The organism is Intrasporangium sp. (genome assembly GCF_035688975.1).
GTDB lineage: Bacteria > Actinomycetota > Actinomycetes > Actinomycetales > Dermatophilaceae > CALMNV01.
Window position 1 is genome coordinate 1 of sequence record NZ_DASSMH010000056.1, and the last position, 24,428, is coordinate 24,428.

Below are 24,428 nucleotides of genomic sequence, written 5' to 3' on the forward strand. Positions count from 1 at the left end.
GCGCCTGCTCGAGCGCCGTGTCGTCGAGGAGCGGCTCGCGCACCATGTTGACGACGATGGCCCCGACGGTGAGGCCCTTGGCGCGCAGGTCGGCGATCGCCTCGAGCGTCTCCTGGACGGGCATCTCCTCGAGGAGCGTCACGATGTGCACGACCGTGCGCTCGGACGTCAGCAGCTCGGTGATCGACTCCGCCTGCGAGTGGATGGGCCCGACCCTGGCGAGGTCCGCCACCTGGGAGTTGACCGACAGGAAGCGCCCGATGCGTCCCGTGGGCGGGGCGTCGAGCACGACCGCGTCGTATGCCGGTGGGCTGGCGCCCTTGTGCCTGCCGTCCACGCGGCGGCGGCACGCCTCGTAGACCTTGCCGATGACGAGGACGTCCCGGACGCCGGGGGCGATGGTCGTCGCGAAGTCGACCGCCCCGAAGCGCTCGAGCAGCCTGCCCGCACGGCCGAGGTGGTAGAAGAGCTGGAGGTACTCGAGCAGCGCCGCCTTGGCGTCGACGGACAGCCCCACGATCTCGCCACCGCCCGAGGTGCGGGTGATCCGGGTCTCCTCGGTGCCGAGCGGCGGCGCGTCGAAGGTCTGGCTGATGCCCTGCCGGCCCTCGACCTCGGCGAGCAGCACCTTGCGGCGCGGGTGGGACAGGGCGATGGCGAGGGCGGCGGCGACCGTCGTCTTGCCGGTGCCGCCCTTGCCCGTGACGATGTGCAGCCGCGCCCTCGTGGGCACCACCCGGACGGTTTCCTCCGCGGGAGCCGGCCGCGCGGCGGCTGGAGCGCTGGCCTCGGTCGTCACGTCGCCCACCCTATTGCGCACTTCGGTGCCGCCGGGGCAGCCGAAGCCACCCGCACGGTCCGAAGCCACCCGCTCGGTCCGAAGCCACCCGCACACTGGTGGCGCGACACCGTGAGGGTGGCTCCGGCCCCACGGGGTGGCTCCGGCGCGGCGGCATACGGGATGGCTCGGGCGCGGCGGCATACGGGATGACCTCAACCGGGGTGACGGTCCGGCAGCGAGGGCGGCAGGAGCGCCTGACACGTCGCCACGACCGCGGCGAAGGCGGGGTGCGCCGGGTCGATGACGCCGAAGTGGTCGCAGCGGTCGAGGGCGGCAAGCGTCACGTCGGCGCCGAGCGCCACGCACCGCGCCACGTAGTCGTCGGTGACGGCGAGGGGCACGACGTCGTCCTGGCGGCCGTGGACCAGCCGGACCGGGACGCGGGGCGGCAGCCCGCGCATGGGGTCGGCCGCCGCCCACGCCTGCGGCGCCTCGGACGGTGCGCCGCCGAGGAAGGCGCGCGCGGCGTCCGCCCCGAGGTGCATCCGCTCGGCCGCCGCGAGGTCGACGCAGCCGGCGAGCGCGACGACGCCGGCGAGGCCGTCGGCCCACGGCTGGTTGGCCGCCCACGTGACGAGGTGACCCCCAGCCGAGTGGCCGACGAGGATCACCGGGTCCGGCAGTGCGGCATCGGCCCGGACGGCCGCGACGAGCGCCGCGACGTCGTCGAGGGTGCCCGGGACGCCGCCGCCGGGCATACCGGCTCGGCGGTACTCGCCCAGCGCCACCGTGAAGCCCGCATCGGCGAGGGCCCGCGCCTGCGGGCGGGCGTGCGCCCGGTCCGTCACCGCGCGCCAGAAGCCCCCATGCACGACGAGCACGGTGGCGCCGAGCGGCGCGGCGGGCAGCACGACGTCGTAGACCTGCGCCGGGTCCTCGCCGTATGCCGTCGTGCGCCCGACCCGCGTGGACTCGGCGCCGCCGGGCAGCCGCGCTGGCGTCGTCCCCGTCATGGCGTCATGGTGCCACCGCGGGGGCGACGGGCCCGTGGGTAGGGTGAGCGCATGACCCTGTGGGAGTACCTCACCGCCCCCCTGCTCATCCACAACACGAAGCAGATCCTCGACAACTTCGGCGCCGACGGCTGGGAGCTCGTGCAGATCGTGCCGGGGCCTGACGGCACGAGCCTCGTGGCCTACTTCAAGCGGCCCAAGGGCTGAGCCGTGTCGGCCGTCGAGGAGCGACTCGCAGCCCTCGGGCTGACGGTCCCCGACGTGGTGCCGCCGGTCGCGGCCTACGTGCCCGCGGTCCGGGCGGGCGACCTCGTCTTCACGTCCGGGCAGCTGCCCATGGTGGAGGGGCGCCTGCCGGCCACCGGGAAGGTCGGCGCCGACGTCGGGGCGCAGGAGGCCGCGGCGCACGCGGCGACCTGCGCGCTCAACGCCATCGCGGCCATCAAGGCGCAGGTCGGAGACCTCGATCGCGTCACCCGCGTCGTCAAGGTGGTCGGTTTCGTCGCCTCCGACCCGTCCTTCACGGGGCAGCCCGGTGTGGTCAACGGCGCCAGCGAGCTGCTCGGGGTGGCCTTCGGGGACGCAGGCAGGCACGCCCGGTCCGCTGTCGGGGTCGCGGCCCTGCCGCTCGACGCCACCGTCGAGGTGGAGGTCGTCGTCTCGCTCTCCGTCGAGCAGGCCGAGGAGCCGGACGAGGCATGAGCAGGCTCTTCCCCCTCGCGGCCGGCCTGCCCGTAGCCGGCCCGGCGGGGCGCTGGCTGGCCGGCGAGCGCTGGGAGGAGGCGGCGCCCCGCCGGGCGAGCACGGTCATGCTCGTGCGCGACGGCGACCGCGGCGTCGAGGTCTTCATGCTCCGGCGGGTCTCCGGCATGGCCTTCGCCCCGAGCATGATGGTCTTCCCCGGGGGCGGCGTCGACCCGCGCGACGGCGAGCCGGGCCTGCCGTGGAGCGGTCCAGGACCCGACGAGTGGGCGCGGCTGCTCGGCTGCGCCGAACCGGAGGCGCAGATGTTCGTCGCGGCGGCCGTCCGCGAGGTGCTGGAGGAGTGCGGGGTGCTGCTGGCCAGCGAGGCGCCGGACGGACCCCTTGCGGACCCGAGCGGCCCGCGCTGGCGCGCCATCCGGGACCGGCTCGTCAGCAGGGAGCTGTCGCTGCGCGAGGTGCTCGACCGGGAGCGCCTGCTCCTGCGCTCGGACCTGCTCGGCGTCAAGGCGCACTGGGTGACGCCCGCCTTCGAGCCGCGGCGCTTCGACACGTGGTTCTTCGCGGCGCTCATGCCCGGCCACCAGGTCGCGGACGGCGACACGAGCGAGGCCGACCACGCGGCGTGGGTGGTGCCGCAGGAGCTGCTCGAGGAGTATGCCGCCGGCAGGGCCCTGATGCTGCCCCCGACGCTGGTGTGCGTGGAGGAGGTGCGCGACGCGGCGGGCGCTGCCGACTTCGTCGCGCACACCGAGCATGTGCCGCTCATCCTGCCCGAGGTCGTGCCGACTCCCGAGGGCCCGGCCCTGCGGATCGAGGTGCGATGAGGGGCGGCCCGGCGGACCCGGGCTGGACCGGAGGCACGGCCACCGAGCGCGCCTTCTGCGTCCTCGCCCGCAACCCCTCCCCGATGACGCTCGAGGGGACCAACACGTGGGTCCTCGCCGAGCCCGGCTCGGACGAGGCCGTCGTCATCGACCCGGGTCCGCTCGACGAGGCACACCTGCAGGCGGTGCTCGCGCACGTGGCCGCGAGCGGGCGCCGGGTCACCCTCACCCTGCTCACGCACGGCCACGCCGACCACGCCGAGAGCGCCGACCGCTTCGCCGAGCTCACCGGCGCCCCGGTGCGCGCGTTCGGGCGCGGGCACGACGACGTCCGGCCGGGGGAGCTGATCACCGTCGGCGGCCTCGACGTCCTCGCCACCGCGACGCCCGGCCACACGAGCGACTCGTTCTCCTTCGTGCTGCCCGCCGAGGCGAGCCTGCTCACCGGCGACACGGTGCTCGGCCGCGGCACCACCGTCGTCGCCTGGCCGGACGGGCACCTGGAGTCCTACCTCGAGTCCCTGCACCGCATCGAGGCCCTCACCGGAGCCGGAGCGGTGACCACCCTGCTGCCCGGCCACGGCCCGGTCCAGCCGGACGCCGCCGCCACGGTCGGCTACTACCTGCGCCACCGCGCCGAGCGACTCGAGCAGGTGCGGCGGGCGGTCGAGGAGGGCGCGCACACGGCATACGAGGTCGTCAAACGCGTCTATGCCGACGTGCCCCGCGACGTGTGGCCGGCAGCCGAGCTGTCGGTGCAGGCGCAGCTCGAGTACCTCCGCACCCCCCACTCGTGACTCGTCCCGGCGCGCCGCGCTGATCCGCTTGGGGCCGCGAGGCGGTGGGTATACGCCCCGGGAACCAGCCCGTCAGGAAGTCTCGACGAGAGGAACGACGCAGTGACGACCAAGGTGGAGAAGTCGATCGAGGTGGACGTGCCGGTGCACACGGCATACAACCAGTGGACGCAGTTCGAGGAGTTCCCCCGGTTCATGGGCGGCGTGCAGTCCGTGACACAGCAGGGTGACTCGAGCCTGCACTGGGTGGCCGAGATCGCGGGCGTGCGGCGCGAGTGGGACGCACAGATCCTCGAGCAGGTCCCGGACGAGAAGGTGGCCTGGGCGGCCGTCAGTGGCGCGACGAACGCCGGGGCCGTCTACTTCGCACCCGCGGGCCCGGAGCGGACGACGGTGACGCTGCACCTGGAGTACGAGCCTGAGGGGCTCGTCGAGAAGGCGGGCGACGCCCTCAACGTCGTGTCGAGACAGGCGGAGGCCGACCTCGAGCGGTTCAAGGCGTTCATCGAGGAGCGCGGCACCGCGACCGGGGCATGGCGCGGCGGCATCAACGAGGACGTCACGGTGGGCACGCCGGGCGTCGAGGACGCGGCCCTCTCCCGCGGCGACGACGGCAAGGCGGGCATCTCCGGCAAGGCCATGGCCGCCGGCGCCGGTGTGGCCGCGGCGGTCGTCGCCGGCGCGGCGGCGGTGAGCGGCGCGAGCTCCGACGAGTCGTCGTCGGCTGCCACCGTGCCGGTGGCGGGAGAGCGGGATGTGGTCGACCTGCTCATCAGCGACCACCGCGAGGTGGCCGCCCTCGTGACGCAGATCGGCACGACGACCGACCCCGAGACCCGCCGGGACATGGCGGACACGGTGATCAGCGAGCTCGTGCGCCACTCCGTGGCGGAGGAGATGTACGTCTACCCCGCGATGCGCAGGCATCTCGCCGACGGTGAGCAGGCGGTCGAGCACGACATGGAGGAGCACAAGCAGCTCGAGGCGACCATGAAGCAGCTCGAGGGCGTGCCGGGCTCCGACCCGAGGTTCGACGAGCTGCTGCGCCAGCTCGAGACCATCCTCGTCGACCACGTCTCCGACGAGGAGACGGACCAGTTCCCGAAGCTGCGGGCCAGCGTGCCGCGGGCCGAGCTCGTCGAGCTCGCCACCAAGGTCGAAGCGGCCAAGAAGCTCGCGCCGACCCGGCCGCACCCGGGGGCGCCCAACAGCGCGCTCTTCCACAAGCTCGTGGGGCCCGGCGTCGGCCTCGTGGACCGGCTGCGCGACAAGCTCTCCGGTCGCTCCACGAGCTGACCGGCCCGCCGGGCCACTCGACGGGACGGAACTGGCCACTCGACGCGACCACCTCGTCGAGTGGCCACTTCGGTTCGCTCCCATGGGACGGAACTGGCCACTCGACGGGACGGAACTGGCCACTCGACGGGACCATCTCGTCGAGTGGCCACTTCGGTTCACCCCGCGGGTGGGGCGCGGCAGGCTCAGCGGGCGCGGCGACGCAGCCGCTCGACGTCGCGCAGGAGCACCGCCCGCGCTTCGAGCCGCAGCCAGCCCCGCGTGGCGAAGTCGGCGAGCGCCTTGTTGACCGTCTCCCGGGAGGCGCCGACGAGCTGGGCGAGCTCCTCCTGGGTGAGGTCGTGGGAGACCATGATGCCGCCCTCGACGGGCCGGCCGAAGCGCTCCGAGAGCTCGAGCAGGGCCTTGGCGACCCGGCCGGGCACGTCGGTGAAGACGAGGTCGGCCAGGTGGGCGTTGGTGCGGCGCAGCCGCTGGGCGAGCGCCCCGAGCAGCGCCTTGGACACCTCGGGCCGGCCGGAGAGGATCGCCGTGAGCGACTCGTTGCCCAGCCCGAGCAGCTGGGTCTCGGCGACCGCCGTGGCGGTCATCGTGCGCGGGCCCGGGTCGAAGAGGCTGAGCTCGCCGAACATCTCGCCCGGTCCGAGGATGGCCACGAGGTTCTCGCGGCCGTCGGGGCTCGTGCGGCCCAGCTTGATCTTGCCCTCGGCGATGACGTAGAGCGTGTCGCCGCGGTCGCCCTCGCGGAAGAGCACGTCGCCGCGCTCCATGCGGTACCGGCTCGTCTCCGCAAGCAGCGCGGTGGCCGCCTCGTCGTCGAGAGCTCGGAAGAGGGGGGCGCGGCGCACCACGTCGAGATCCACGAGGCCAGTGTGCCACGCCCCCTGGCACGGTGGCCGGTGCCTCCGGCTCAGCCCGGCGGCATACAGTGTCGTCTGTGTCCGCCAGCACCATCGCGCCGGCCCGCGACGAGAGCCCCGTCGCGAAGGTGCGGCGCGCGCGCAAGATGTACCGGGTGCTCCGCGAGCGGTATCCCTATGCGCACTGCGAGCTCGACTTCACGACACCGCTGGAGCTGCTGGTCGCGACCATCCTGTCGGCGCAGACGACGGACGTCGGGGTCAACAAGGTGACGCCGATCCTCTTCCAGCGCTACCGGACGGCGGCCGACTACGCCTCGGCGGACCGGGCCGAGCTCGAGGCGATCGTGCAGCCGACCGGGTTCTACCGGGCCAAGACGGACACGCTGATCAAGCTCGGCGCGGCGCTGACCGAGCGTTTCGACGGGCAGGTGCCGCCCCGGCTGGCCGACCTCGTCACGCTCCCCGGCGTCGGGCGCAAGACCGCCAACGTCGTGCTCGGCAACGCGTTCGGCGTGCCGGGCATCACGGTCGACACCCACTTCGGCCGCCTCGTGCGACGGTTCGGCTGGACCGAGGAGGAGGACCCGGTCAAGGTCGAGCACGCGGTCGGCGCCCTCCTCCCGCGGCGGGACTGGACCATGCTGAGCCACGTCGTCATCTTCCACGGCCGGCGCACGTGCCACGCGCGCAAGCCGGCCTGCGGTGCCTGCCCCGTCGCCCGGTGGTGCCCGTCCTACGGCATCGGCGAGACGGACCCGGACCGCGCCGCCCGGCTGCTGAAGTTCGAGCTGGCGCCCGAGTGAGCCGAACTCCCACCGCCGCGACGTATGCCGGGCCGTCGGGGACCATCGCGCCGGCGAGCCCGCGGCCGCGCCCGGCGTGGCTGGACGTCGTCGCCGAGCGGCTGCCCGGCACGGACCCCGGGTGGTTCTCCCGCTTCCTGCCCCCCGACGGCGGTGGCCGCGAGTCGGCCGTGCTCATCCTGTTCGGGCCGCCGCCGGCCGACGCCGATGGGGGCGCAGGCGGCGGCGCCGACGCGGGCGCCGACGCGGGCGAGCACGTGCTGCTGATCGAGCGCGCCCACACGCTGCGCTCGCACCCGGCGCAGATCGCGTTTCCCGGCGGCTCACGCGACCCGGGCGACGACGACCTCGTCCGGACCGCCCTGCGCGAGGCGCAGGAGGAGACGGGCCTCGACCCGTCGGGCGTGGACGTCGTCGCCGTCCTGCCCTCGCTCTTCCTGCCGCCCAGCCAGTTCGTGGTGGCGCCGGTCCTCGGCTGGTGGGCCACCCCGTCGCCCGTGCGGGTCGGTGACCCGGGCGAGGTGCACGACGTGCTGTCCGTCCCCGTCGCCCACCTCGTCGACCCACGCACTCGGCACTCGGTCCGGCACCCGAGCGGCTACGTCGGGCCTGCTTTCGAGATCGACGACCTCCTGCTGTGGGGCTTCACGGCGGGCCTCCTCGAGAAGGTGCTGGAGCTGGGAGACCAGAACCGCGAGTGGGACGCCGGGCGGGAGAAGCCGCTTCCGGCCCGCTACCTCTGGGGCGGGCGCGGATGACGGGGGGCCAGGCCACCGACCTGCTCCTGCTTGTCGTCCTGGGGCTCTACGCCCTCTCCGGCTATCGGCAGGGGCTGGTGGCGAGCGTGTGTTCGCTCGTGGGCTTCGTGGCGGGGGCCGTGGTCGCGATCTGGCAGCTGCCAGCGGTGTTGTCCCGATGGGACGCCGTCGCCGACGACCCGACGCTGCGGGTGGTCGTGCTCGTCGTCGCGGTCGTGCTCGTCGGATGGCTCGGGCAGTTCCTCGGGGCTCTCGTGGGCGGCGCCCTGCGCAGGCGCGTGGGCCCGAGGCTGCTGCGCCGCGCCGACGCGCTCCTCGGCGCGGTGCTCGTGACGCTGGCGGCGGCCGTCATCCTCGGCTTCCTCGGCAGCTCGCTGCGGGGGGTCGGCAACCCCGCGCTGACGCGGGCCGCGTCCGAATCGCGAGTCCTCGGCGTCGTCAGCGAGCTCGTCCCGGAGCAGAGCTCGCGGGCCTTCGCCGGCTTCCGGTCCTTCCTCTACAGCCAAGGCTTTCCGCGGGTCTTCAGCGGTCTCGGGCCGGAGCCGATCACCCCTGTCGCGCCGCCCGACGGCTCCGTCGCGGACTCCTCCACCCTGCAGGACGTGGAGCGGTCGGTCGTCAAGGTGACGACCCGGGCACGGTCATGCAGCCGTGACCAGGAGGGGACCGGGTGGGTGCTTCGGCCCGGACAGGTCGTCACCAACGCCCACGTCGTCGCGGGCGCCGACCGGGTGCGCGTCGAGAGCAACGGCCAGGAGGTGCCGGGGCAGGTCACGGTGTTCGACGCGCGCCGCGACCTCGCGGTCATCGCGGTCCCGGGACTCGACGCGCCCGCGCTCCCTCTCGGCTCGCCCCTGCCGCCCGGCGCCTCCGCCGCGGTCCCGGGCTATCCGCTCGACGGCCCGTATTCCGTCGTGCCCGCCCGGGTGCGGACCACCCTCGACGCCCGCGGCCTGGACATCTACGGCCGCGAGCGCGTGGTCCGTGAGATCTACTCGCTCAACACGACCGTGCAGCCCGGCAACTCGGGTGGCCCGCTCGTCGACACCGGGGGCCACGTGGTCGGTGTGGTCTTCGCCAAGTCGCTCGAGGACTCGCAGACCGGCTACGCGTTGACCCTCGCCGAGGCCCGGCCGGTGCTCGACGAGGCCCGAACGTCGGACCGCCCGGTCCCCACGGGCGCCTGCCTGCCCGGCTGAGAGCGCCTGCTGCGGCCTTCTCCCACGGGGCCGCCCCCGCTCATGGCAGGAATGGACTGCGCCCGCCGAACGTGCCGCGACCCCATCTCGACGGGAGGGGCCCCCGCCGTGTGCCGGCGTGGGCCCCTCTCGCGTCTCTCGCGTGCCTCTCGGGCACCCGATGGTGCAGGTGGTGTCAGCGCAGTCCGATGTTGACGTAGTACGTCTGCCCGTCGTCCAGGGCCACTCCGACGCGCCAGTAGCTGCCCGCCTGGGCCTTGTCCGTCTTCCAGTTGTACTGGTACTGCGTGCCGTCCCAGGCGTAGGTGCCCCCGACGGTGGCCGAGGTGGTGTATGCCGTCTCGTTGACCGCCGCCGAGGTGGCACTGCCCTTGACGGGGACGAGCCACTTCGGTGCCGTGCCGGCCTGGACGAGCTGACCGGCGGCGTTGCGCAGCTGGAACTTCATCGGGATGGTCTGGCCGGCGTTGAAGACGCTGGTTGAGAGGCTGGTCTGGTGTGCCGTGTCGTTGACCGGCTGCAGGAACAGCGTCGCCCCGTAGCCGTAGACCACCTTGTAGCGCAGCGTTGCGGTGCCGACGTTGCCGGCCTTGTCCGTCGCGGTTGCCGTGTAGGTGAAGGTCCCGACCCCGCTGGCCGTGCCGCCGGTGAGCGTCCCGGTCGCGGGAGCGGTGAGCCCGCTGGTCGCGTCCGTAGCCGTCACCGTGGCCGTCGGCACGGCGCCCAGGATGTAGACGCCTCCGTCCGTGATGCCGCCGATGGTGACGACAGGTGCGACGGTGTCGACGTTGATGCCGGTCACCCGGGTGGTGCCCTTGTTGCCGGCGTTGTCGACCGCGGTGCCCGTGACACTGTTCGCGCCCTCGGCCGCCACGGTGGCGTCCGGCTGGCAGCTGGCGATGCCGCTGACGGAGTCCGCGCAGCCGAACTGCACGGTGACGGGGCCCCTGTACCAGCCGTTGGCGTTCGGGCTCGTCGTCGCGCCGCCGGTGATGGTCGGCACGGTCTTGTCGACGAGCACCGTGACCGTCTTGGCCGTCTCGGTGTTGCCGGCCTTGTCGACGCTCCAGTACGCCACCGTGTGCCTGCCCTCGGTGCTGACCGTCACGGTGGTGCCCTGACTGGCTGCCCCTCCGTCGACGGCGTAGTGCGTGCTCGCGACTCCGGACAGGTTGTCGTCGGCAGTGAGCGTCACCGTGACGTCGGTGTTCTGCCAGCCGCTCGGCGCGACGGCGGAGGTGCTCGGGTCGTGGCGGTCGATCTTGATGCCACGGACCGTCGCGCCCGTCGTGTTGCCCGCCTTGTCGCTGACGGACGCGCCGACCGAGAGACCCTCGCCCTCGCCGGTGACCACGCTGGCGGCGGGGGCGCCCCCCTCGAGGCCCGAGAGGGCATCGCTGGCCGTCCACGTCACGGGGACGTCGTCGCGGTACCAGCCGTTGCCGTTCGATGCCGCCGTGGCGGCTCCGCTCAGGGTCGGGGCGGTCTTGTCGACGTTGACGCCACCGATGGTGAGGGGGTCGCTGTCGTTGTCGGCCGCGTCGGTGGCAGTGCCCGAAGCGCTCTGGTCCTTGCCCTCGCCCAGGACCTTGGCGGCAGGGCAGGACACGACGCCGGAGAGGCCGTCCTGGTCGGCGCAGGTGAACGTCGCGGTGACGTCCGCCTTGAACCAGCCGTTGGCGTTCGCGTCAGCCGACAAGGTGCCGGTGAGGGTGGGCTTCGTCTTGTCGATGCTGACGGTGGCCGGGTCGGTGGTGCTGTTGCCGGCCTTGTCTACCGCCGTGCCCTCGACCCGCAGCCCCTGGCCCTGCGTCGTGACCGTCTGCGGCGTGGTGCAGCCGGCGATGCCGGAGCCGCCGTCGGTGCAGGTGAACGTCACCGTCACATCGCTGTTGTTCCAGCTCCGCTCGTTGGCCGCCGGAGCCTGCGTGTGGCTGATGCCGGGAGCGGTCTTGTCGATCTTCACCTCGACGTTCTGCTGCGCTTCCACGTTTCCGGCGACGTCCACGCTCCACACCTGGAGCGTGTGCACGCCCTCGGTGCCGATCGGGATGCTCGTGCCTTCCCTCACGGGCTCCGAGTCGAGCTGGTAGTGCGTCGCCGCAACCCCCGAGAGGTTGTCTCCTGCCGTGAGCTGCACGGTGACGGCATCCTTGCTCCAGTCGGAGACGTCGGAGACCTTCGTGCTCGGTGCGGTCCGGTCGATCTTGACCGGGGAGCTGTCGGCGGAGGTCTCGTTGCCTGCCAGGTCACGGACGGAGGACGCAGCGGTCAGCCCGGTGCCCTCACCAGTGATGGTGCTGTCGGCCGGCGCCGCGCCGTCGAGGCCCGAGAGGGCGTCGGTGGCAGTCCACTTGACGGTGACGTCGCCCGTGTACCACCCGGCCGCGTTGGGGCTGCTGGTTGCGCCACCGCTCAGCGTCGGGGCGGTCTTGTCGACGTTGATCGGACCGACCGTCACGTCGGCCGTGTTGCCGGCGGCGTCGCTTGCGGTGCCCTTGGCCGACTGCGTCCTGCCCTCGGCGAGCCTCACCGGTGAGGCACAGTGGGCGATGCCCGAGAGCGCGTCGTCGCAGCTGAAGCTCACGGTCACGTCACCGGCATACCAGTCGTTGGTGTTGGCGTCGCGGTCCGGGGCGCCGGTGATGGTGGGCTTGACGGTGTCGATGCTGACGGTCGCGTTGTCGGTCAACGTGTTGCCCGCGTTGTCCACCGCGGTCCCAGGGACGGCCTGGTTCCTGCCGTCGGTCGTGACCGTAGCGTCCGGGGAGCAGCTGGCCACCCCCGAGAGCGCGTCGGAGCACTGGTAGTCGAGCTTGACGGAGGTGTTGTTCCAGCCACTGCCGTTCGGCGGGGGCGTGACGGTGTGGCCGACGGACGGCTGGGTGAGGTCGATCTTGACCGTGGTGCTCTGTGCCTCCTCGGTGTTGCCTGCCTTGTCGACGCTCCAGTACCTCAGCTCGTGGGCTCCCTCGGTGTCGACGGTGAGTGCGGTGCCCTTGACCGCCGCGGCGCCGTCGAGCGAGTAGTACGTGGCGTCCACACCCGACAGGCCGTCGTGCGGGCGCAGGCTGACCGTCACCGCGGTGTTGTTCCAACCGGCCGGCGCATCGGCCCCGGTGGTCGGGGCGGTGCGGTCGATGTTGACGGCCGCGCTGGCGGCGGTCGTGCTGTTTCCGGCCTTGTCGGTCACCGTGGCGGTGTCCGTGAGGCGGCTGCCCTCACCCTTGATGGTGGTCTGCGCGGGGGTCGCCACCACGCCGGAGCGGTCGTCGCCAGCCATCCAGTCGATCGTGACGTCACCGCGATACCAGCCGTTGTCGTTGGCGGCAGCGGTGGGCGTGCCACTCAGGGTCGGAGCGGTCCGGTCGACGTTGATGCCGCCCACCGTGGTGCTGGCGGAGTTTCCGGCCGCGTCGACGGCCGTGCCGGCGAGGGACTGGTTGGTCCCCTCACCGAACGTCTTCTCGGCGGTGACGCTGTCGATGCCCGAGAGCGTGTCCGTGCCGTCGAAGTGCACGGTGACGTCGGTGTTGTTCCAACCGAATTCGTTGGCGACCGGGGACCGGTGGCCGGTGATCGCCGGCTCGGTCTTGTCGAGGCTCACCGTGGCAGGGTCGGTGGCGGTGTTGCCGGCCTTGTCCGTGGCGGTGCCCGTGACCCGCTGCTCCTTGCCCTCCGTCGACACCGACAGCGGCGCCGTGCAGCTCGCGATGCCCGAGAGGGTGGCCTGGTCGTCACAGCTGAAGGTGACCGTCACGTCGGCGTTGTTCCACCCGTTGCCGTTCGCCTCGGGCGACAGGGTGTGGCTGATCGTCGGCGCGGACTTGTCGATCCTGATCGTGACCGTCCTGGCATCTTCGACGTTGCCCGCGTTGTCGCTGCTCGAGTACGTGAGCGTGTGGACGCCCTCGGCCGCCAACGTCACGCTCGTGCCGCTCTGCCGCTCGCCGCCGTCGACGGCATAGTGCGTCACCTCGACGCCGGACAGGTTGTCGTGCGGGTCCAGGGTGACCGTGACGCTGTCGTTGACCCACCCGCTCGGGGCCTCGACGTCTGTGGACGGGGCGGTCTTGTCGATCCTGACCGGCTCGCTCGTGTAGCTCGTCGTGTTGCCCGCCTCGTCGGTGACGGAGGCCGTCACCGTCTGTCCTTCGCCCTCCGTGGAGAGCACGGAGTTCGCAGGAGGAGGACCCGCGAGACCCGAGAGCGCGTCGTCCGCAGCCCACACCTGGGTGACGTCGGTGTTGTACCAGCCGTTGCCGTTCGGGCTGCTGGTCGGTGCCGCGCTGAGGGTGGGCGCCGTCGTGTCGACGTTGATGCCGGTCACGGAGGTGCTGGCACTGTTGCCCGCGTTGTCGGTGGCGGTCCCGGTCGAGCTCTGGTTCGCCCCTTCCCCGAGGTGCTGTGGGCCGGTGACGGTGTCGATGCCGGACAGGGTGTCCGCGCCGTCGAAGGAGACGCTGACGGGGGCCTTGTACCAACCGGCCGCGTTGGCCTTGCGGTCGGGGGCCCCGGTGATGGTCGGCGCAGTCTTGTCCAGGTTGACCGTCGCGGTGCCCGTGGCCGTGTTGCCGGCGTTGTCGCTCGCGGTCCCGCTGACCTTCTGCGCCCTGCCCTCGGTCGAGACCGTGGCGGGCGTGGGGCAGCTCCTGAGACCGGAGAGCTCCGTCTGGTCCTCGCACCCGAAGCTGACGCTGACGTCGGTGTTGTTCCACCCGTTGGTGTTCTGAGGCGGCGACTGGCTCGGTGTGATGCTCGGCGCGGAGAGGTCCAGCCTGACGGTGAGCGTCTGCGGCTGCTCCCTGTTGCCGGCGTTGTCGACCGACCAGTACGTCACGGTGTGCACGCCCTGGGCGCCGACGGTGACCGAGCTGCCCTTGCTGGGTGTCGTCGCTCCATCCACGGCGTAGTAGGTGCTGTCGACGTCGGACAGGTTGTCCGACGCGTGCAGGCCTACGGTGACCGGGGCGTTCGCCCATCCGGCGGGAACACCGCTGGGGGTGGTCGTCGGAGCGCTCCGGTCGATCTTGATCCCGTCGACGGTGGCGGTGGCCAGGTGGCCGGCCTTGTCGCTGACGCTCGCGGAGGCCGAGCGGTCCGAGCCTTCGCCGGTGACGGAAGAGTCGGCCGGGCAGGCCACGACGCCGGACAGTGCGTCGGCGCAGGTCCAGTGGACGGCGACGTCGCCGGAGAACCAGCCGTCGGGGTTCGGGGTGCCGACGACCTTGCCGGTGATGGTGGGAGCGGCCTTGTCGACGTTGACTGCCTCGGTGGTGACCGAGGAGGTGTTCCCGGCCGCGTCCGTGGCGGTCGCCGTGTCGGTCTGGGCGGCGCCTTCACCGAAGGTGTGGGCCAGGTCGTGGGTCTTCACGCCCGACAGCGCGTCCGTGGCGGTGTACGTCGCGGTCACGTCGTCGCCGTACCACCCGTTGGCGTTGGGCGCCGGAAGGGGGTCGACCGTGATGGTCGGCTTGGTCTTGTCGATGCTCACCGAGGCGGGGTCGGTGGCGGTGTTGCCAGCGTTGTCCGTGACCGTGCCGGTCACGGGCTGCGCCCTGCCCTCCGTGCTGATCCTCTGTGGGCCGGTGCAGCTCGCGACACCCGACACGGCGTCGTCGCAGGTGAAGGTGACTGTGACGTCGCCGTTGTTCCAGCCATCGGCGTTGGCCGCGGGGCTCTGGGTGTGCCCGATCGTCGGGGGGGTCTTGTCGATGCCGAAGCTCACGGTGTGCGCGGCCTCGGTGTTGCCCGCGACATCGGTGCTCCAGAACCTCAGGGTGTGGTTGCCCTCAGTGGTGACGGGCACGCTGGTGCCCGCTGTCTGTGCGCCGCCATCGAGCTGGAAGTAGGTCTTGTCGACCCCGGACAGGCCGTCGTTGGGCACCAGGCTGAGCGTGACGTCGCTCTTGTTCCACGCGGGTGGGGCCGTGACGATGGTGTTGGGCGCGGTCCTGTCGATCCTGACTGCCGGTGCGCTCTGCACCGAGCCGCTCGTGTTGCCGGCGCGGTCGGTCGCCGTGGCGCTGGCTGTCAGGGCGGTGCCCTCGCCGGAGATCGTGCTGTTCGCGGGAGACGTCGTGCCCGACAGTGCGTCGGTGGCGGTCCAGGCGACGGTGACGTCGCCTGCGTACCAGCCGGCGGCGTTGGGGTTCGTGGTCGGCCGTCCGGAGAGGGTCGGCGCGACCTTGTCGATGTTGATGCCGCTCACCGTTGCGCTCGCGGAGTTGTCGGCGTCGTCGACGGCCGTGCCGGTGACCGACTGGCCGGCGGCGCTGGCGCTCAACGTCGTCGGGCCTGAGGACGTCTTGATGCCCGACGTCGCGTCGGTGCTCGTGAAGGAGACCGTCACGTCGCTGTTGTTCCAGCCGTTGGCGTTCGGGGCCGGGGTGCGAGAGCCGGCGATGACCGGGGCCGTCTTGTCGAGCTTGACCTTGACGGTCGCGCTCGTGCCCGTGTTGCCGACGTTGTCGGTCACCGTGGTGGTCGTGTCGACCGTCCCCTCGGTGGTGACCGAGCTGCTCGCGGGGGTGACGCTCTTGACACCGGATCCGCCGGGGTCGGCTCCCGTCCACGTCACGGTGACGTCGGCCTTGTTCCAGCCGGCCCCGTTGGGGGCGGGGGTGACCGCGCCCGTGGCCGTCGGGGCGGTGTTGTCGAGGGTGTATGCCGCCGACTTCGTCCCGAAGGTCTCGTTCTGGTTCGCGGTGCACTTGCCGTTGCCGTTGACGTTGCGCCAGGCCTTGGTGGTGTAGGCCACCAGACCACTGCCCGAACCGGCCGTCAGCCAGGGGTATGCCGCACCGGAGAAGGTCCACACGGCCTGGCCTCTGGACGCGCTCTGGGTGGCGATGGTCGTGCCTGTCCCGTCGATGACGTCGACGCACTGGGTGTTGCCGTCGGTGTTGAGCGTCAAGGTCAGCGGCGCGCCTTCCTTTGCGTACAGGGTGCCGTTGGCGGCCGTGTACGTGCCGGCGCCGCCGGCGAAGCTGGCGCCGCTGACCGAGGCAGCGAAGGCGGCGGGGGCCCCCACGAGCGATCCGCCGAGGACGAGCGCGACGGCGCTGAGGGCCACAGGTACGCGCCCAGCGAAGGCCACAGGCACTCGGCGGGCAGGGGAAGATTGACGCTTCACGGGGATTCTCCAGACACGAACGCGAAAGGCGGCCTGATGCCGGTCAGCGCAAGTGAACCGGGATGGCCACGCTGTTCGCAGGCGTTTGAAGAGATTGGTCGGCGCGATGGTTTGACAAGGGCTGCGGCGAACCCTCAGTCCATCGCGTCCAGCCAGTCGAGCAGCGCCCGGTTGACCTGCTCGGGCGCCTCCTCGGTGAGGAAGTGCCCGGCGCCCTCGATGGGGACGCGCGTGTAGTCGGCCGCGACGTAGGCGCCGGAACCGGCAGTGGAGCGGGACAGGACGCACCCGTCCTCGGTGCCCTGCAGGTGCAGCACCGGCACCTCGATGCGGTGCCGGATGCGGCGCATGAACATGGGACCGTCGGGACGCAGGGTGCTCCGGCCGATCCACCGGTAGTGCTCGGCGGCGGAGTGGGCGACGAAGGGGATCTGCATGGCAGTGCCGTAGCGCTCGATGTCGTCGGCAGCGGGGTATTCGCCGAAGGGGCTGGACCATTCCCGCAGCAGGCTGGCCACGCAGTCGTGTGAACGGACCAGGTCGCGCTCCGGCTGGAAGGGCCTCTGCAGCCGGGCGATCCACCGTGACGCCTCCCGCTGCCGCCGGTCGGTCAGGGCGGCGCGCCGCATGACGCGCGGGTGTGGCATGGACAGGGAGGCGACGGCGCGCGTCACGTCGGGGCGCAGGACCGGCATACACCACGCGATCCAGCCGCCGAGGCCTTGGCCGAGGACGACCGCCTCCCCTTCCCCGAGGGCCCTGATGACGCTGGCGGTGTCGAGGGTGCTCATGTAGGTGTCATAGCCTCTGGGCGGCTTGTCCGAGCCGCCGTAGCCGCGCAGGTCCATGGCGACGGCGCGAAAGCCGGCGTCGCTCAGGGCGAGCAGCTGGTGGCGCCACGTGTACCAAAACTGGGGAAAGCCGTGCAGCATGAGGACGAGCGGGCCTTCGCCGACCTCGGCGAGGTGGAAGCGGGCGCCGTTCGCCGAGACGAAGCGGTGCTGCCAGGGGCCGTCGATGTTGACGAAGGCAGCATCGACGGCCATGACGCGTGGGTGGGACGGCGCTGGCTCAGTCGCGACGCGAGGCGTCGGCCGGCAGGCCGGCCGACGTCGCGCCGCCCGCGGTCGGGACAGCCTGGGTCGCGTCGGCGGACGGAATGCTCGTGGTGGTCGCGTCTGCCCGGGTGGGTCGGCGAGCGGCCGGCGTGGTGACCGCGGCCGTCGGGTGCGGCGACGCGGCCGCCCGCTTGACGCCCTCGATGGCCTGCTGGGCGTTGCTGATGGCCTTCTCCGGAACCGGCTTGACGGTCTTCATGCGCCGAATGCCGATGAACGCGAGGACTCCCGCGATGAGCAGCATGAGCACGGTGACGATGAGGAAGCTCAGCCACCGCGGCAACCCCAGCGCCTGGAGGCCCTCGGCCAGCGTCGTGAAGATGAAGTAGACGGAGTAGAAGGCCACGACGCCGGCAGCCGCGAGCAGCGCGCCGCCGAGGCCTGCCTTCTTGACCTGGCCCGACAGCTCGAGCTTGGCCAGGGCGATCTCGCCGCGGACGAGGGCCGAGATGTCCTGGGAGGCGGACGCGACCAGCTGGCCGAGGGTCCGCTCCTGCCCGGGGGGCGTGGTGCTCATCCGCTCACTTCCTCACCTGCCGACGCGCGCACGAGGCGCCTACGGGTGCTCACCCTACTGTGCTTCGTAGACGTCGGGGACGCCGTCGGCGTCTCGGTCGGCAGACTCGCGCACGTGGACGGAGCGGTAGTGACGCTCCCGCAGCCTCAGGACGACCGCGGCGAGCAGCGCCGAGCAGAGGCTGCCGAGCAGGACGGCGACCTTGACGTGGTCGTCGCGCGGGGAGCCCGAGCCGAAGGCCAGCTCCCCGATCAGCAGCGACACGGTGAAGCCGACGCCGGCGAGGAGGGACAGGCCGAGCACGTCACTCCACGCGAGGTCCTCGTCGAGCTGCGCCCGGGTGAACTTCGCGACGGCCCACGTGCCGCCGAGGACGCCGACCGCCTTGCCGACCACGAGCCCGACCATGACGGCGACGGCGGCACGGTCGGTCAGCGACTCGGCGAGACCGCCGCCGACGACGGTGACCCCGGCCGCGAAGAAGGCGAAGACCGGCACCGCCACCCCTGCGGAGAAGGGGCGCAGCCGGTGCTCGAGCCGCTCCGCTATGGACCGTCGGTCGGGGTCGTCCTCGACCGCGCGGGAGACGGGCACGGTGAGGCCGAGGAGGACGCCCGCGACGGTGGCGTGGACGCCGGACGCGTGCACGAGAACCCACGTGAGCAGCGCCGGGACGGCGAGGACGACCGGGTTGAAGACCCGTCGCCGCAGCAGGACGTGCCACGCCAGGAGCGGAACGGTCGCGCCAGCCAGCGCGAGCATGTTGACGCTCGAGGTGTAGAAGAGCGCGATGATGGTGATCGCGATGAGGTCGTCGACGACGGCGAGCGTGAGCAGGAACGCGCGCAGCGCGGACGGCAGGTGGGTCCCGATCACCGCGAGCACGGCGAGGGCGAAGGCGATGTCAGTCGCCGTCGGGATGGCCCAGCCGCGCAGGGCGTCGCCGCCGGCCACCGAGACGGTCACGACAGCGGCATACAGGATGGCCGGCGTCGCGACGCCGGCCACCGCGGCGGCGATGGGCAGGGCCGCCTTGCGCGGGTCGGCGAGGTCGCCCGCGGTGAACTCCCGCTTGAGCTCGACGCCGGCGACGAGGAAGAAGACCGCAAGCAGCCCGTCCGAGGCCCACGCGCCGAGGCTGAGGTCGAGGTGCAGCGCGCTCGGGCCGAGCCTGGTGTCACGCAGGGTGGCGTATGCCGCGCGCCACGGCGAGTTGGCGAAGGCCAGCGCCGCGACGGCCGCCAGGAGCAGCACGGCACCGCCGACGGTCTCCGTGCGCAGCAGGTCTCGGACGAGCTCGGCCTCATGCCACGTGCCGCGGCCGAAGAGCCGGCCTCGCGCTGCGGGCGGCTCGTCGCTGCGCCGGGCGGGGGGTGGAGGGTGGCTCATGGCGATCCTTCAGGCAGGCGGGCAGCGGACGCCGACCAGACTTCCCGGCACACCATGGCCCCGACCGACCCGGGGCGAGGCCGCAGCCAGTCTATCGGTGAGCAACGCCCTGCAGCCGCACCATCCTCCACCAGAGAAGGAGGAAACCCAGAGCGGGCCATGGTGCAGCCAACGCCCGCACGGGCCAGTCCGCGGTGCCGGCGAGAGCGTGGAGAGGGGCCATGAGCCACAGAAGGACGAACAGCACGGCGAGGGACACGCGGGTGTACGCGTCCCACGCGCGCCTTGCCAGCCCAACGACAAGGCCGGTGGCGAGGACAAGGTCGTAGACCATGAAATGGGGGGACGCGACCACCGTCGCGGCAAGCACGAGGGACCAGGGGGCCAGCCGCTCTCCCCGGAGACGCCAGAGAGCCGCTGTCGTCGGCACAACCGCGAGAAGGCCGGCTGCGGTGGCGAGCCCGGTCCACCATCCCCCCCAGCTGGGTGGGGCCACGGCAGTCAGCCACGCACCGAGGTTGACTGCCTTCCACGCCTGCCCCTGCTGCACTTGCGTCGAGTAGAGGGTGGAGGTGGGGACGGCGACCCACTCGCGCATGCCGTCCACACCGACGACGCCGACGGACAGAGCCAACAGCCCGACAGCGGTGAGCGCGGCGCTCAACAGGGTGCGGAAGCGTCTCTGCACCAACGGCACCAACGGAAGCAGAACTGCCAGGTGCGGCTTTATCGTGGCCAGGCCGAGAAGGACCCCCGCAGCGACGTCGCGACCAGCCGCGGACAGGCGGATGGCGGCGACGACGACCAGTGCCACGACTGCTGTGTCCTGTCCGTCTCCGAGCAGCTCCAGCGCCGGATAACAGGCCAGGACGAGCATCACGAGCGGCGGCCAGTGCGCCACGATGACGGCCGGTGCGAGCGGCTTGAGGAAGCGGATCGAGAGGAGGAGTGCGCCCAGCGAGATCGCCGTCCATGCCAGTGAACTCACGGCATACGGCAACGCCGCGAGAGGCGCGAACAGGACGGCGACGAAGGGTGGGGACACGAACCAGGAGAGGCCGTCCGTCCCCAGTTCCTTGTGCTGCAAGGCTGCCTGCACCTGCGGGTCGTACAGGTCGTCTGTCTGGCCGGTCAACAGCAGCCGGCCGGCGGTCCATCTCGCGGCGTAGTCGGGCAGGGCCGTGCCGGCGTGCCCGAGCAGCGACACCCCGAGAGCGACGGCGAAGCCGACCATGAGGAGCACCGGGTAGCTCCGGAGGCGCGATCTCGTCAGCAGGCCGTCCACGCTGCGCCAGAGCGCTCCCGGGCCCTCCGCTCGAGGTGCGGCAGGAGCCCCCCGCGTCATGCGAGGGCAGCCAGGAGGGGGCGCAGGCACACGATGGTGCCGACCGCACTCGCCAACATGACCGGCCCGTAGGCGAATTCGTTCTTGCGGCCAGCGAGGCCGGTCATCAGGAGAGCGACGGCCACGACGCCCCCCAGGAGGAAGGTCGCCGTCGTTGCCACGATGACATGACCCCAGCTCAACCAGCCGAGAAGCAGGCCAAGCAGCCCGGCCAGCTTGACGTCGCCGAAACCCATCGACCCCGCGGGCGCGACGAGGGCGAGGCAGAGGAAGAGGGCAAAGAGCGCTCCACCGGCGGCGAGCGCGCGCGACAGCGAGGACCAGTCGCCACTCGCGAGGGAGCAGCCGGACAGGAGGACCGAGACCGCAGGGTAGGCAGGCAGCTGCAGTGCGTTCGGCAGTCGCTGGACGTCGAGATCGATGGCAGCCAGCGCGACCATCCCCCAGGTGGAAGCGACGTAGACGGCCGGCACGATCGCTGGGTATCCCGGGGCCAGCGACCACCACGCCAGTCCACTGAGGACGAGGGTGAGGGGAGCCACCCACACGACGGATCTCCGTGGAAGTGAGCGCTCGTCAGGCAGTCGATAGCCGCGCCGCCCGAGGGTCCTTTGCAGCATGACTCCCGCGACGCCCCCCGTGGCAGCCGCCAGGGCGGTGGCGGTGAGACCGGTCATGCGCTCTGCCCTTCCGTCGGTGGTGTTCGACGGCAATCCTGCCTGTCGACGCGGGTATCGGAGAAACCGCCACGGGGCACGTCGGGGGCCCATACAGTCCACCCGGGACGAGCGCGACCTCGCGCGACGCGCCGCCGACCAGCGCCGCTGGCGGCGGCCGGGTGGGACTCCTCTGCACGGCGCCGCGTCGGCGGTCGCCGCCCGAAGGCGTCCGGACGCTCGCCTGCCCGGGACGCGCTACCATGAAGAATCGGACATAGCGGTCTTTAGTGATCTTTGTCCCATTTTTTGCCAGCTTTGCCGATTTGGCCCACGGGCGCGAAGAGTACACCTACAGTTTCTGACGTAGGAGGGGACACACCGGGTGGCCCCTTCACCACACGGGAGGGACTCCACATGACCAAGCTTGCTGCCAAGGTCCAGACGCGCATCAACGTCGTCAAGGACCGCATGACCGACGACAAGGGCGCGACGGCCGTCGAGTACGGCCTCATGGTCGCCCTGATCGCCGCGATCATCGTCGTCGTCGTCAAGGCCCTCGGGACGAAGGTCAACGCGGCCTTCAACACGGTCAACTCCAACATGCCGTGACCCGCGCCCGCACGGGTTGGCTCCCCACGCAGACGCGGGAGCCAACCCGTGCGACAGCGTCTCGGCGTCGACGACCTCGCGGGAGCGTCCAACCCGCGCCCCGATCACCCGGCCGCCCATTCAGCGGCCGTCTACCTCTGGAAGGAACCCACATGACCCAGCTAGCTGCCAAGGTCCAGACCCGGATCAACGTCGTCAAGGACCGCATGACGCAGGAGAAGGGCGCGACGGCCGTCGAGTACGGCCTCATGGTCGCCCTCATCGCCGCGATCATCGTCGTCGTCGTCAAGGCCCTCGGCACGAAGGTCGACGCGGCCTTCAACACGGTCAACTCCAACATGTGACGGAGAGGTCGACGGCGCCAGGTCCTCGGGGTGGCGCGCCAGCGGGCAACTGATTCAAGGGGAGGGGGGTACAACATGCGTGCGAGTCATGGACGACGGCGCGAGCGCGGCGCGTCCGCAGTGGAGTTCGCGCTCATGCTCCCCTTCCTGATGCTCGTCCTAGCCGGCATCGTCGACTTCGGGCGCGCATTCTTCGTCGAGATCCAGCTGGCCAACGCTGCTCGAGAGGGCGCGCGTGCGGCCATCATCAGTCCCACCAACAACGCCGACATCCAGGCGCGCGCCACGCGGGCAGCCCAGCAGGTGCCCTCTCTGAGCTTCCCGACCATCGTCGCCTGTCCGAATGCAAGCAACGAGGCAACGGTCAAGGCCCAGTCGCAGATCCAATGGGTCTTCATGGCTCCGGCCATGCGCTTCTTCGGGGGGCCCAGCTGGACCACGAAGACCCTGTCCTCCACGGCGGTGATGAAGTGCGGTGGTTGAGGGCGCCGGCTTCGCGACTGCGAGAGGACGAGCGCGGAGCGGTGGCGGTGATCTTCGCCGTGCTCGTCGCCGCGGGCGTCGTCATGGGCATGCTCGCACTGACTATCGACGTCGGCGCCATCATGTGGGAGCGGCGACAGCTGCAGAATGCCGCGGATGCCACGTCCACGGCGCTCGCCTACACGTGCGCCAAACAGGCGAGCATGTGTGCCGCGAACGCGGTGGAACCCAATGCCAACACCGTGGCGGCCAATCTGGCGGCCCTGGCTGGGAAGAACCACGCCAACGCTGCGGTGCAGCTCCTGCGGCCGGGCCTGACGGTGTCCAGGGCTGACGCCCCGAACGGGATGTGCGGCCGCAACACGGGGAATACGACCAACCCTGTGCCGCTCTGCGCGTCGGCGAGCACCAACGCGCCCGTCGACGACCTCGCGCAGTGCCCGCCACTGCCGACGTGGTTGACCGGAACGGGTGCGGTGATCCCCTACGTGGAGACGTACACCCTCACCAAGTCGACGCAGCCCGACGACAGCAAGCTGCGCAACATCTTCGGCCAAGCGCTCACCGGGCAGTATTCCGCCAAGTCGCACATCGCGTGCGCGCGGGCCGCCTGGGGCCAACCGGGCGGCTTCTCGGCCTCGGTTCCCATGACCTTCTCCGCGTGCGAGTGGAAGGCCGCGACGAGCAACGGGACGGACTACGTGCAGGACAGCCCGTCCGGGGCATGGCCGGGCTATGGGGGTTCGGGGCAACCCGCCTGGCCACCCGTCAGCAAGGAGCGGGTCATCATCCTGCACGACCCGGCTGACGAGTCGGCGGACTGCTCGTGGAACGGCAAGGACACCTCAGGAGGCTTCGGGTACGTCGCCTCCAGCGGCAACTGCAGCGCGAACGTCACAACCGACAACTGGGCCCAGATCGACAATGGAAACAACGTGCCGACGGGGTGCGACACCGCGCTCCAGGGCCTTCGGGGGCGGGTGGTCAACGTGCCGGTCTTCGACTGTCTCATCGCCTCGAGCAGCCAGCCGGTGGGGCCCGTCCCGGCCACCGCGAACTGCGACCCCACGCAGCAGCTCTCGAGCGGCAGCAACACCTGGTACCACATCGCGGGGTGGGCGAAGTTCTACCTGAGCGGATACAAGCTGAGCGGCACCGGCGGCACCGTCGCCAACAGCCTCCTCACGGGCAACCCCCCCTGCACCGGCGGCCAGCGCTGCCTCTCCGGCTGGTTCCTCAAGGGAAGCCTTGACGCCAGCACCATCGTGCCGCCCGGAGGCGGCTCAGACTTCGGGACCTACACGGTCCTTCCAGCCGGCTAGAAGGAACGAAAGACCATGAACCGTCGGATGATCGCCATACTCGTGGCAGTCCTGCTCGCCACGGGCGGTGCCGCGCTCGTCATGATGTACGCCAACAGCGCAGACGCACGGGCCATCGCCGACGAGCAGCCCACGAGCGTCTGGGTCGCGCAGAAGCTCGTCCCCGCGGGCACGACCCTCAAGGACGCCCAACGGACCGAGCTCATCGCGCAGACGCAGGTCGCGGCTCGCGGGGTGCCCGTCGGGGCGCTGCGAGCCATCGACGCGGACAACAGCGCGCTCCTTGCCCTGTCCGACGTCCAACCGGGGGAGTTCCTCCTGTCCGCACGCTTCGGCACGACACCGGTGGGCACCAAGGCGATCGAGGTCCCTTCCGGGAAGCTGGCCGTCTCGGTCGAACTGACCGACGCCGCCCGGGTGGGTAAGTTCGTCACCCCGGGGAGCCGCATCGCCATCTACTCGTCCTAC

Annotated in this window: 21 protein-coding genes and 1 pseudogene; 13 read left to right on the forward strand and 9 right to left on the reverse strand. The window is 71.6% G+C overall.

The window, feature by feature from the left end:
- Positions 1 to 736: ArsA-related P-loop ATPase (locus VFJ94_RS05775; RefSeq protein WP_325003263.1), on the reverse strand; the 736-nt coding region annotated here is incomplete at its 3' end.
- 257 nt (positions 737 to 993) lie between these two features.
- Positions 994 to 1,794, reverse strand: coding sequence for an alpha/beta hydrolase (locus VFJ94_RS05780; protein ID WP_325003244.1), 801 nt, complete (start codon positions 1,792 to 1,794; stop codon positions 994 to 996).
- A gap of 51 nt (positions 1,795 to 1,845) precedes the next feature.
- On the opposite strand from VFJ94_RS05780, the gene VFJ94_RS05785 reads away from it, so the two are divergent.
- The 5 genes from VFJ94_RS05785 (at position 1,846) to VFJ94_RS05805 (ending at position 5,416) form a co-directional block, all read left to right on the forward strand.
- Positions 1,846 to 2,001 carry a DUF4177 domain-containing protein gene (locus VFJ94_RS05785; RefSeq protein WP_325003245.1) on the forward strand — a complete coding sequence of 52 codons (156 nt, stop codon included), beginning with the start codon at positions 1,846 to 1,848 and terminating at the stop codon, positions 1,999 to 2,001.
- 3 nt (positions 2,002 to 2,004) lie between these two features.
- A complete protein-coding gene (locus tag VFJ94_RS05790) occupies positions 2,005 to 2,496 on the forward strand; it encodes a RidA family protein (RefSeq protein WP_325003246.1) in 492 nt (163 codons plus the stop codon).
- Entirely contained in the window at positions 2,493 to 3,323 is an 831-nt protein-coding gene (locus tag VFJ94_RS05795; RefSeq protein WP_325003247.1) for an NUDIX hydrolase, read from the forward strand. The genes VFJ94_RS05790 and VFJ94_RS05795 overlap by 4 nt, the downstream gene beginning before the upstream one ends.
- On the forward strand, positions 3,320 to 4,120 hold the full coding sequence (locus VFJ94_RS05800) for an MBL fold metallo-hydrolase (protein ID WP_325003248.1): 801 nt from the start codon (positions 3,320 to 3,322) through the stop codon (positions 4,118 to 4,120). The genes VFJ94_RS05795 and VFJ94_RS05800 overlap by 4 nt, the downstream gene beginning before the upstream one ends.
- A 102-nt stretch (positions 4,121 to 4,222) precedes the next feature.
- On the forward strand, positions 4,223 to 5,416 hold the full coding sequence (locus VFJ94_RS05805) for an SRPBCC family protein (RefSeq protein ID WP_325003249.1): 1,194 nt from the start codon (positions 4,223 to 4,225) through the stop codon (positions 5,414 to 5,416).
- Positions 5,417 to 5,601: 185 nt separating this feature from the next.
- On the opposite strand, the gene VFJ94_RS05810 is transcribed toward VFJ94_RS05805, so the two are convergent.
- Positions 5,602 to 6,279: a Crp/Fnr family transcriptional regulator gene (locus VFJ94_RS05810; RefSeq protein WP_325003250.1), complete on the reverse strand. Its 678-nt coding sequence runs from the start codon at positions 6,277 to 6,279 to the stop codon at positions 5,602 to 5,604.
- A 143-nt stretch (positions 6,280 to 6,422) separates the two neighbouring features.
- Between VFJ94_RS05810 and nth the strand changes: the two genes are divergently transcribed.
- From nth to VFJ94_RS05825, 3 genes are read left to right on the forward strand one after another with little or no spacing between them, the layout of a single operon-like run.
- Positions 6,423 to 7,082, forward strand: a complete 660-nt coding sequence (gene nth / locus VFJ94_RS05815; RefSeq protein ID WP_325003264.1) for an endonuclease III — start codon at positions 6,423 to 6,425, stop codon at positions 7,080 to 7,082.
- Entirely contained in the window at positions 7,079 to 7,840 is a 762-nt protein-coding gene (locus VFJ94_RS05820; RefSeq protein WP_325003252.1) for a CoA pyrophosphatase, read from the forward strand. The genes nth and VFJ94_RS05820 overlap by 4 nt, the downstream gene beginning before the upstream one ends.
- The gene (locus tag VFJ94_RS05825; protein WP_325003253.1) at positions 7,837 to 9,039 is read left to right on the forward strand and encodes a MarP family serine protease; all 1,203 of its coding nucleotides are present in this window, start codon (positions 7,837 to 7,839) and stop codon (positions 9,037 to 9,039) included. Before VFJ94_RS05820 ends, VFJ94_RS05825 begins: the two co-directional genes overlap by 4 nt.
- 175 nt (positions 9,040 to 9,214) lie before the next feature.
- On the opposite strand, the gene VFJ94_RS05830 is transcribed toward VFJ94_RS05825, so the two are convergent.
- From VFJ94_RS05830 to VFJ94_RS05855, 6 genes are all read right to left on the reverse strand, one after another.
- Positions 9,215 to 16,114, reverse strand: coding sequence for an OmpL47-type beta-barrel domain-containing protein (locus VFJ94_RS05830; protein ID WP_325003254.1), 6,900 nt, complete (start codon positions 16,112 to 16,114; stop codon positions 9,215 to 9,217).
- Between the two features lie 194 nt (positions 16,115 to 16,308).
- Positions 16,309 to 17,220, reverse strand: coding sequence for an alpha/beta hydrolase (locus tag VFJ94_RS05835; protein WP_325003255.1), 912 nt, complete (start codon positions 17,218 to 17,220; stop codon positions 16,309 to 16,311).
- A gap of 25 nt (positions 17,221 to 17,245) precedes the next feature.
- A complete protein-coding gene (locus VFJ94_RS05840; RefSeq protein ID WP_325003256.1) occupies positions 17,246 to 17,809 on the reverse strand; it encodes a phage holin family protein in 564 nt (187 codons plus the stop codon).
- Between the two features lie 54 nt (positions 17,810 to 17,863).
- Positions 17,864 to 19,198: a Na+/H+ antiporter NhaA gene (gene nhaA, locus VFJ94_RS05845; RefSeq protein WP_325003257.1), complete on the reverse strand. Its 1,335-nt coding sequence runs from the start codon at positions 19,196 to 19,198 to the stop codon at positions 17,864 to 17,866.
- Between the two features lie 91 nt (positions 19,199 to 19,289).
- Positions 19,290 to 20,432 (reverse strand): glycosyltransferase family 87 protein, encoded by a 1,143-nt coding sequence (locus VFJ94_RS05850; RefSeq protein WP_325003265.1) that lies wholly within the window; start codon positions 20,430 to 20,432, stop codon positions 19,290 to 19,292.
- Between the two features lie 107 nt (positions 20,433 to 20,539).
- The gene (locus VFJ94_RS05855) at positions 20,540 to 21,220 is read right to left on the reverse strand and encodes a prepilin peptidase (RefSeq protein ID WP_325003258.1); all 681 of its coding nucleotides are present in this window, start codon (positions 21,218 to 21,220) and stop codon (positions 20,540 to 20,542) included.
- A gap of 396 nt (positions 21,221 to 21,616) precedes the next feature.
- Between VFJ94_RS05855 and VFJ94_RS05860 the strand changes: the two genes are divergently transcribed.
- The 5 genes and pseudogenes from VFJ94_RS05860 to VFJ94_RS05880 all read left to right on the forward strand — a co-directional run.
- Positions 21,617 to 21,811, forward strand: a complete 195-nt coding sequence (locus tag VFJ94_RS05860; protein WP_325003259.1) for a Flp family type IVb pilin — start codon at positions 21,617 to 21,619, stop codon at positions 21,809 to 21,811.
- Positions 21,812 to 21,963: 152 nt separating this feature from the next.
- Positions 21,964 to 22,155 carry a Flp family type IVb pilin gene (locus VFJ94_RS05865; protein WP_325003260.1) on the forward strand — a complete coding sequence of 64 codons (192 nt, stop codon included), beginning with the start codon at positions 21,964 to 21,966 and terminating at the stop codon, positions 22,153 to 22,155.
- Positions 22,156 to 22,230: 75 nt separating this feature from the next.
- Positions 22,231 to 22,638: a TadE/TadG family type IV pilus assembly protein gene (locus VFJ94_RS05870; RefSeq protein WP_325003261.1), complete on the forward strand. Its 408-nt coding sequence runs from the start codon at positions 22,231 to 22,233 to the stop codon at positions 22,636 to 22,638.
- Complete coding sequence (locus VFJ94_RS05875) at positions 22,635 to 23,960, forward strand: TadE/TadG family type IV pilus assembly protein (RefSeq protein WP_325003262.1); 1,326 nt, start codon at positions 22,635 to 22,637, stop codon at positions 23,958 to 23,960. Before VFJ94_RS05870 ends, VFJ94_RS05875 begins: the two co-directional genes overlap by 4 nt.
- A 27-nt stretch (positions 23,961 to 23,987) precedes the next feature.
- Positions 23,988 to 24,428 (forward strand): annotated as a pseudogene (locus VFJ94_RS05880) (Flp pilus assembly protein CpaB); the annotation flags it as partial.

What these genes read in the sequence shown, in the direction of transcription:
- VFJ94_RS05780 (WP_325003244.1), bottom strand. Translation starts at nt 1,794, where the DNA reads ATGACGGGGACGACGCCAGCGCGGCTGCCCGGCGGCGCCGAGTCCACG.
- VFJ94_RS05785 (WP_325003245.1), top strand. Translation starts at nt 1,846, where the DNA reads ATGACCCTGTGGGAGTACCTCACCGCCCCCCTGCTCATCCACAACACG.
- VFJ94_RS05795 (WP_325003247.1), top strand. Translation starts at nt 2,493, where the DNA reads ATGAGCAGGCTCTTCCCCCTCGCGGCCGGCCTGCCCGTAGCCGGCCCG.
- VFJ94_RS05800 (WP_325003248.1), top strand. Translation starts at nt 3,320, where the DNA reads ATGAGGGGCGGCCCGGCGGACCCGGGCTGGACCGGAGGCACGGCCACC.
- nth (WP_325003264.1), top strand. Translation starts at nt 6,423, where the DNA reads ATGTACCGGGTGCTCCGCGAGCGGTATCCCTATGCGCACTGCGAGCTC.
- VFJ94_RS05825 (WP_325003253.1), top strand. Translation starts at nt 7,837, where the DNA reads ATGACGGGGGGCCAGGCCACCGACCTGCTCCTGCTTGTCGTCCTGGGG.
- VFJ94_RS05835 (WP_325003255.1), bottom strand. Translation starts at nt 17,220, where the DNA reads ATGGCCGTCGATGCTGCCTTCGTCAACATCGACGGCCCCTGGCAGCAC.
- VFJ94_RS05840 (WP_325003256.1), bottom strand. Translation starts at nt 17,809, where the DNA reads ATGAGCACCACGCCCCCCGGGCAGGAGCGGACCCTCGGCCAGCTGGTC.
- nhaA (WP_325003257.1), bottom strand. Translation starts at nt 19,198, where the DNA reads ATGAGCCACCCTCCACCCCCCGCCCGGCGCAGCGACGAGCCGCCCGCA.
- VFJ94_RS05850 (WP_325003265.1), bottom strand. Translation starts at nt 20,432, where the DNA reads ATGGTCGGCTTCGCCGTCGCTCTCGGGGTGTCGCTGCTCGGGCACGCC.
- VFJ94_RS05855 (WP_325003258.1), bottom strand. Translation starts at nt 21,220, where the DNA reads ATGACCGGTCTCACCGCCACCGCCCTGGCGGCTGCCACGGGGGGCGTC.
- VFJ94_RS05860 (WP_325003259.1), top strand. Translation starts at nt 21,617, where the DNA reads ATGACCAAGCTTGCTGCCAAGGTCCAGACGCGCATCAACGTCGTCAAG.
- VFJ94_RS05865 (WP_325003260.1), top strand. Translation starts at nt 21,964, where the DNA reads ATGACCCAGCTAGCTGCCAAGGTCCAGACCCGGATCAACGTCGTCAAG.
- VFJ94_RS05870 (WP_325003261.1), top strand. Translation starts at nt 22,231, where the DNA reads ATGCGTGCGAGTCATGGACGACGGCGCGAGCGCGGCGCGTCCGCAGTG.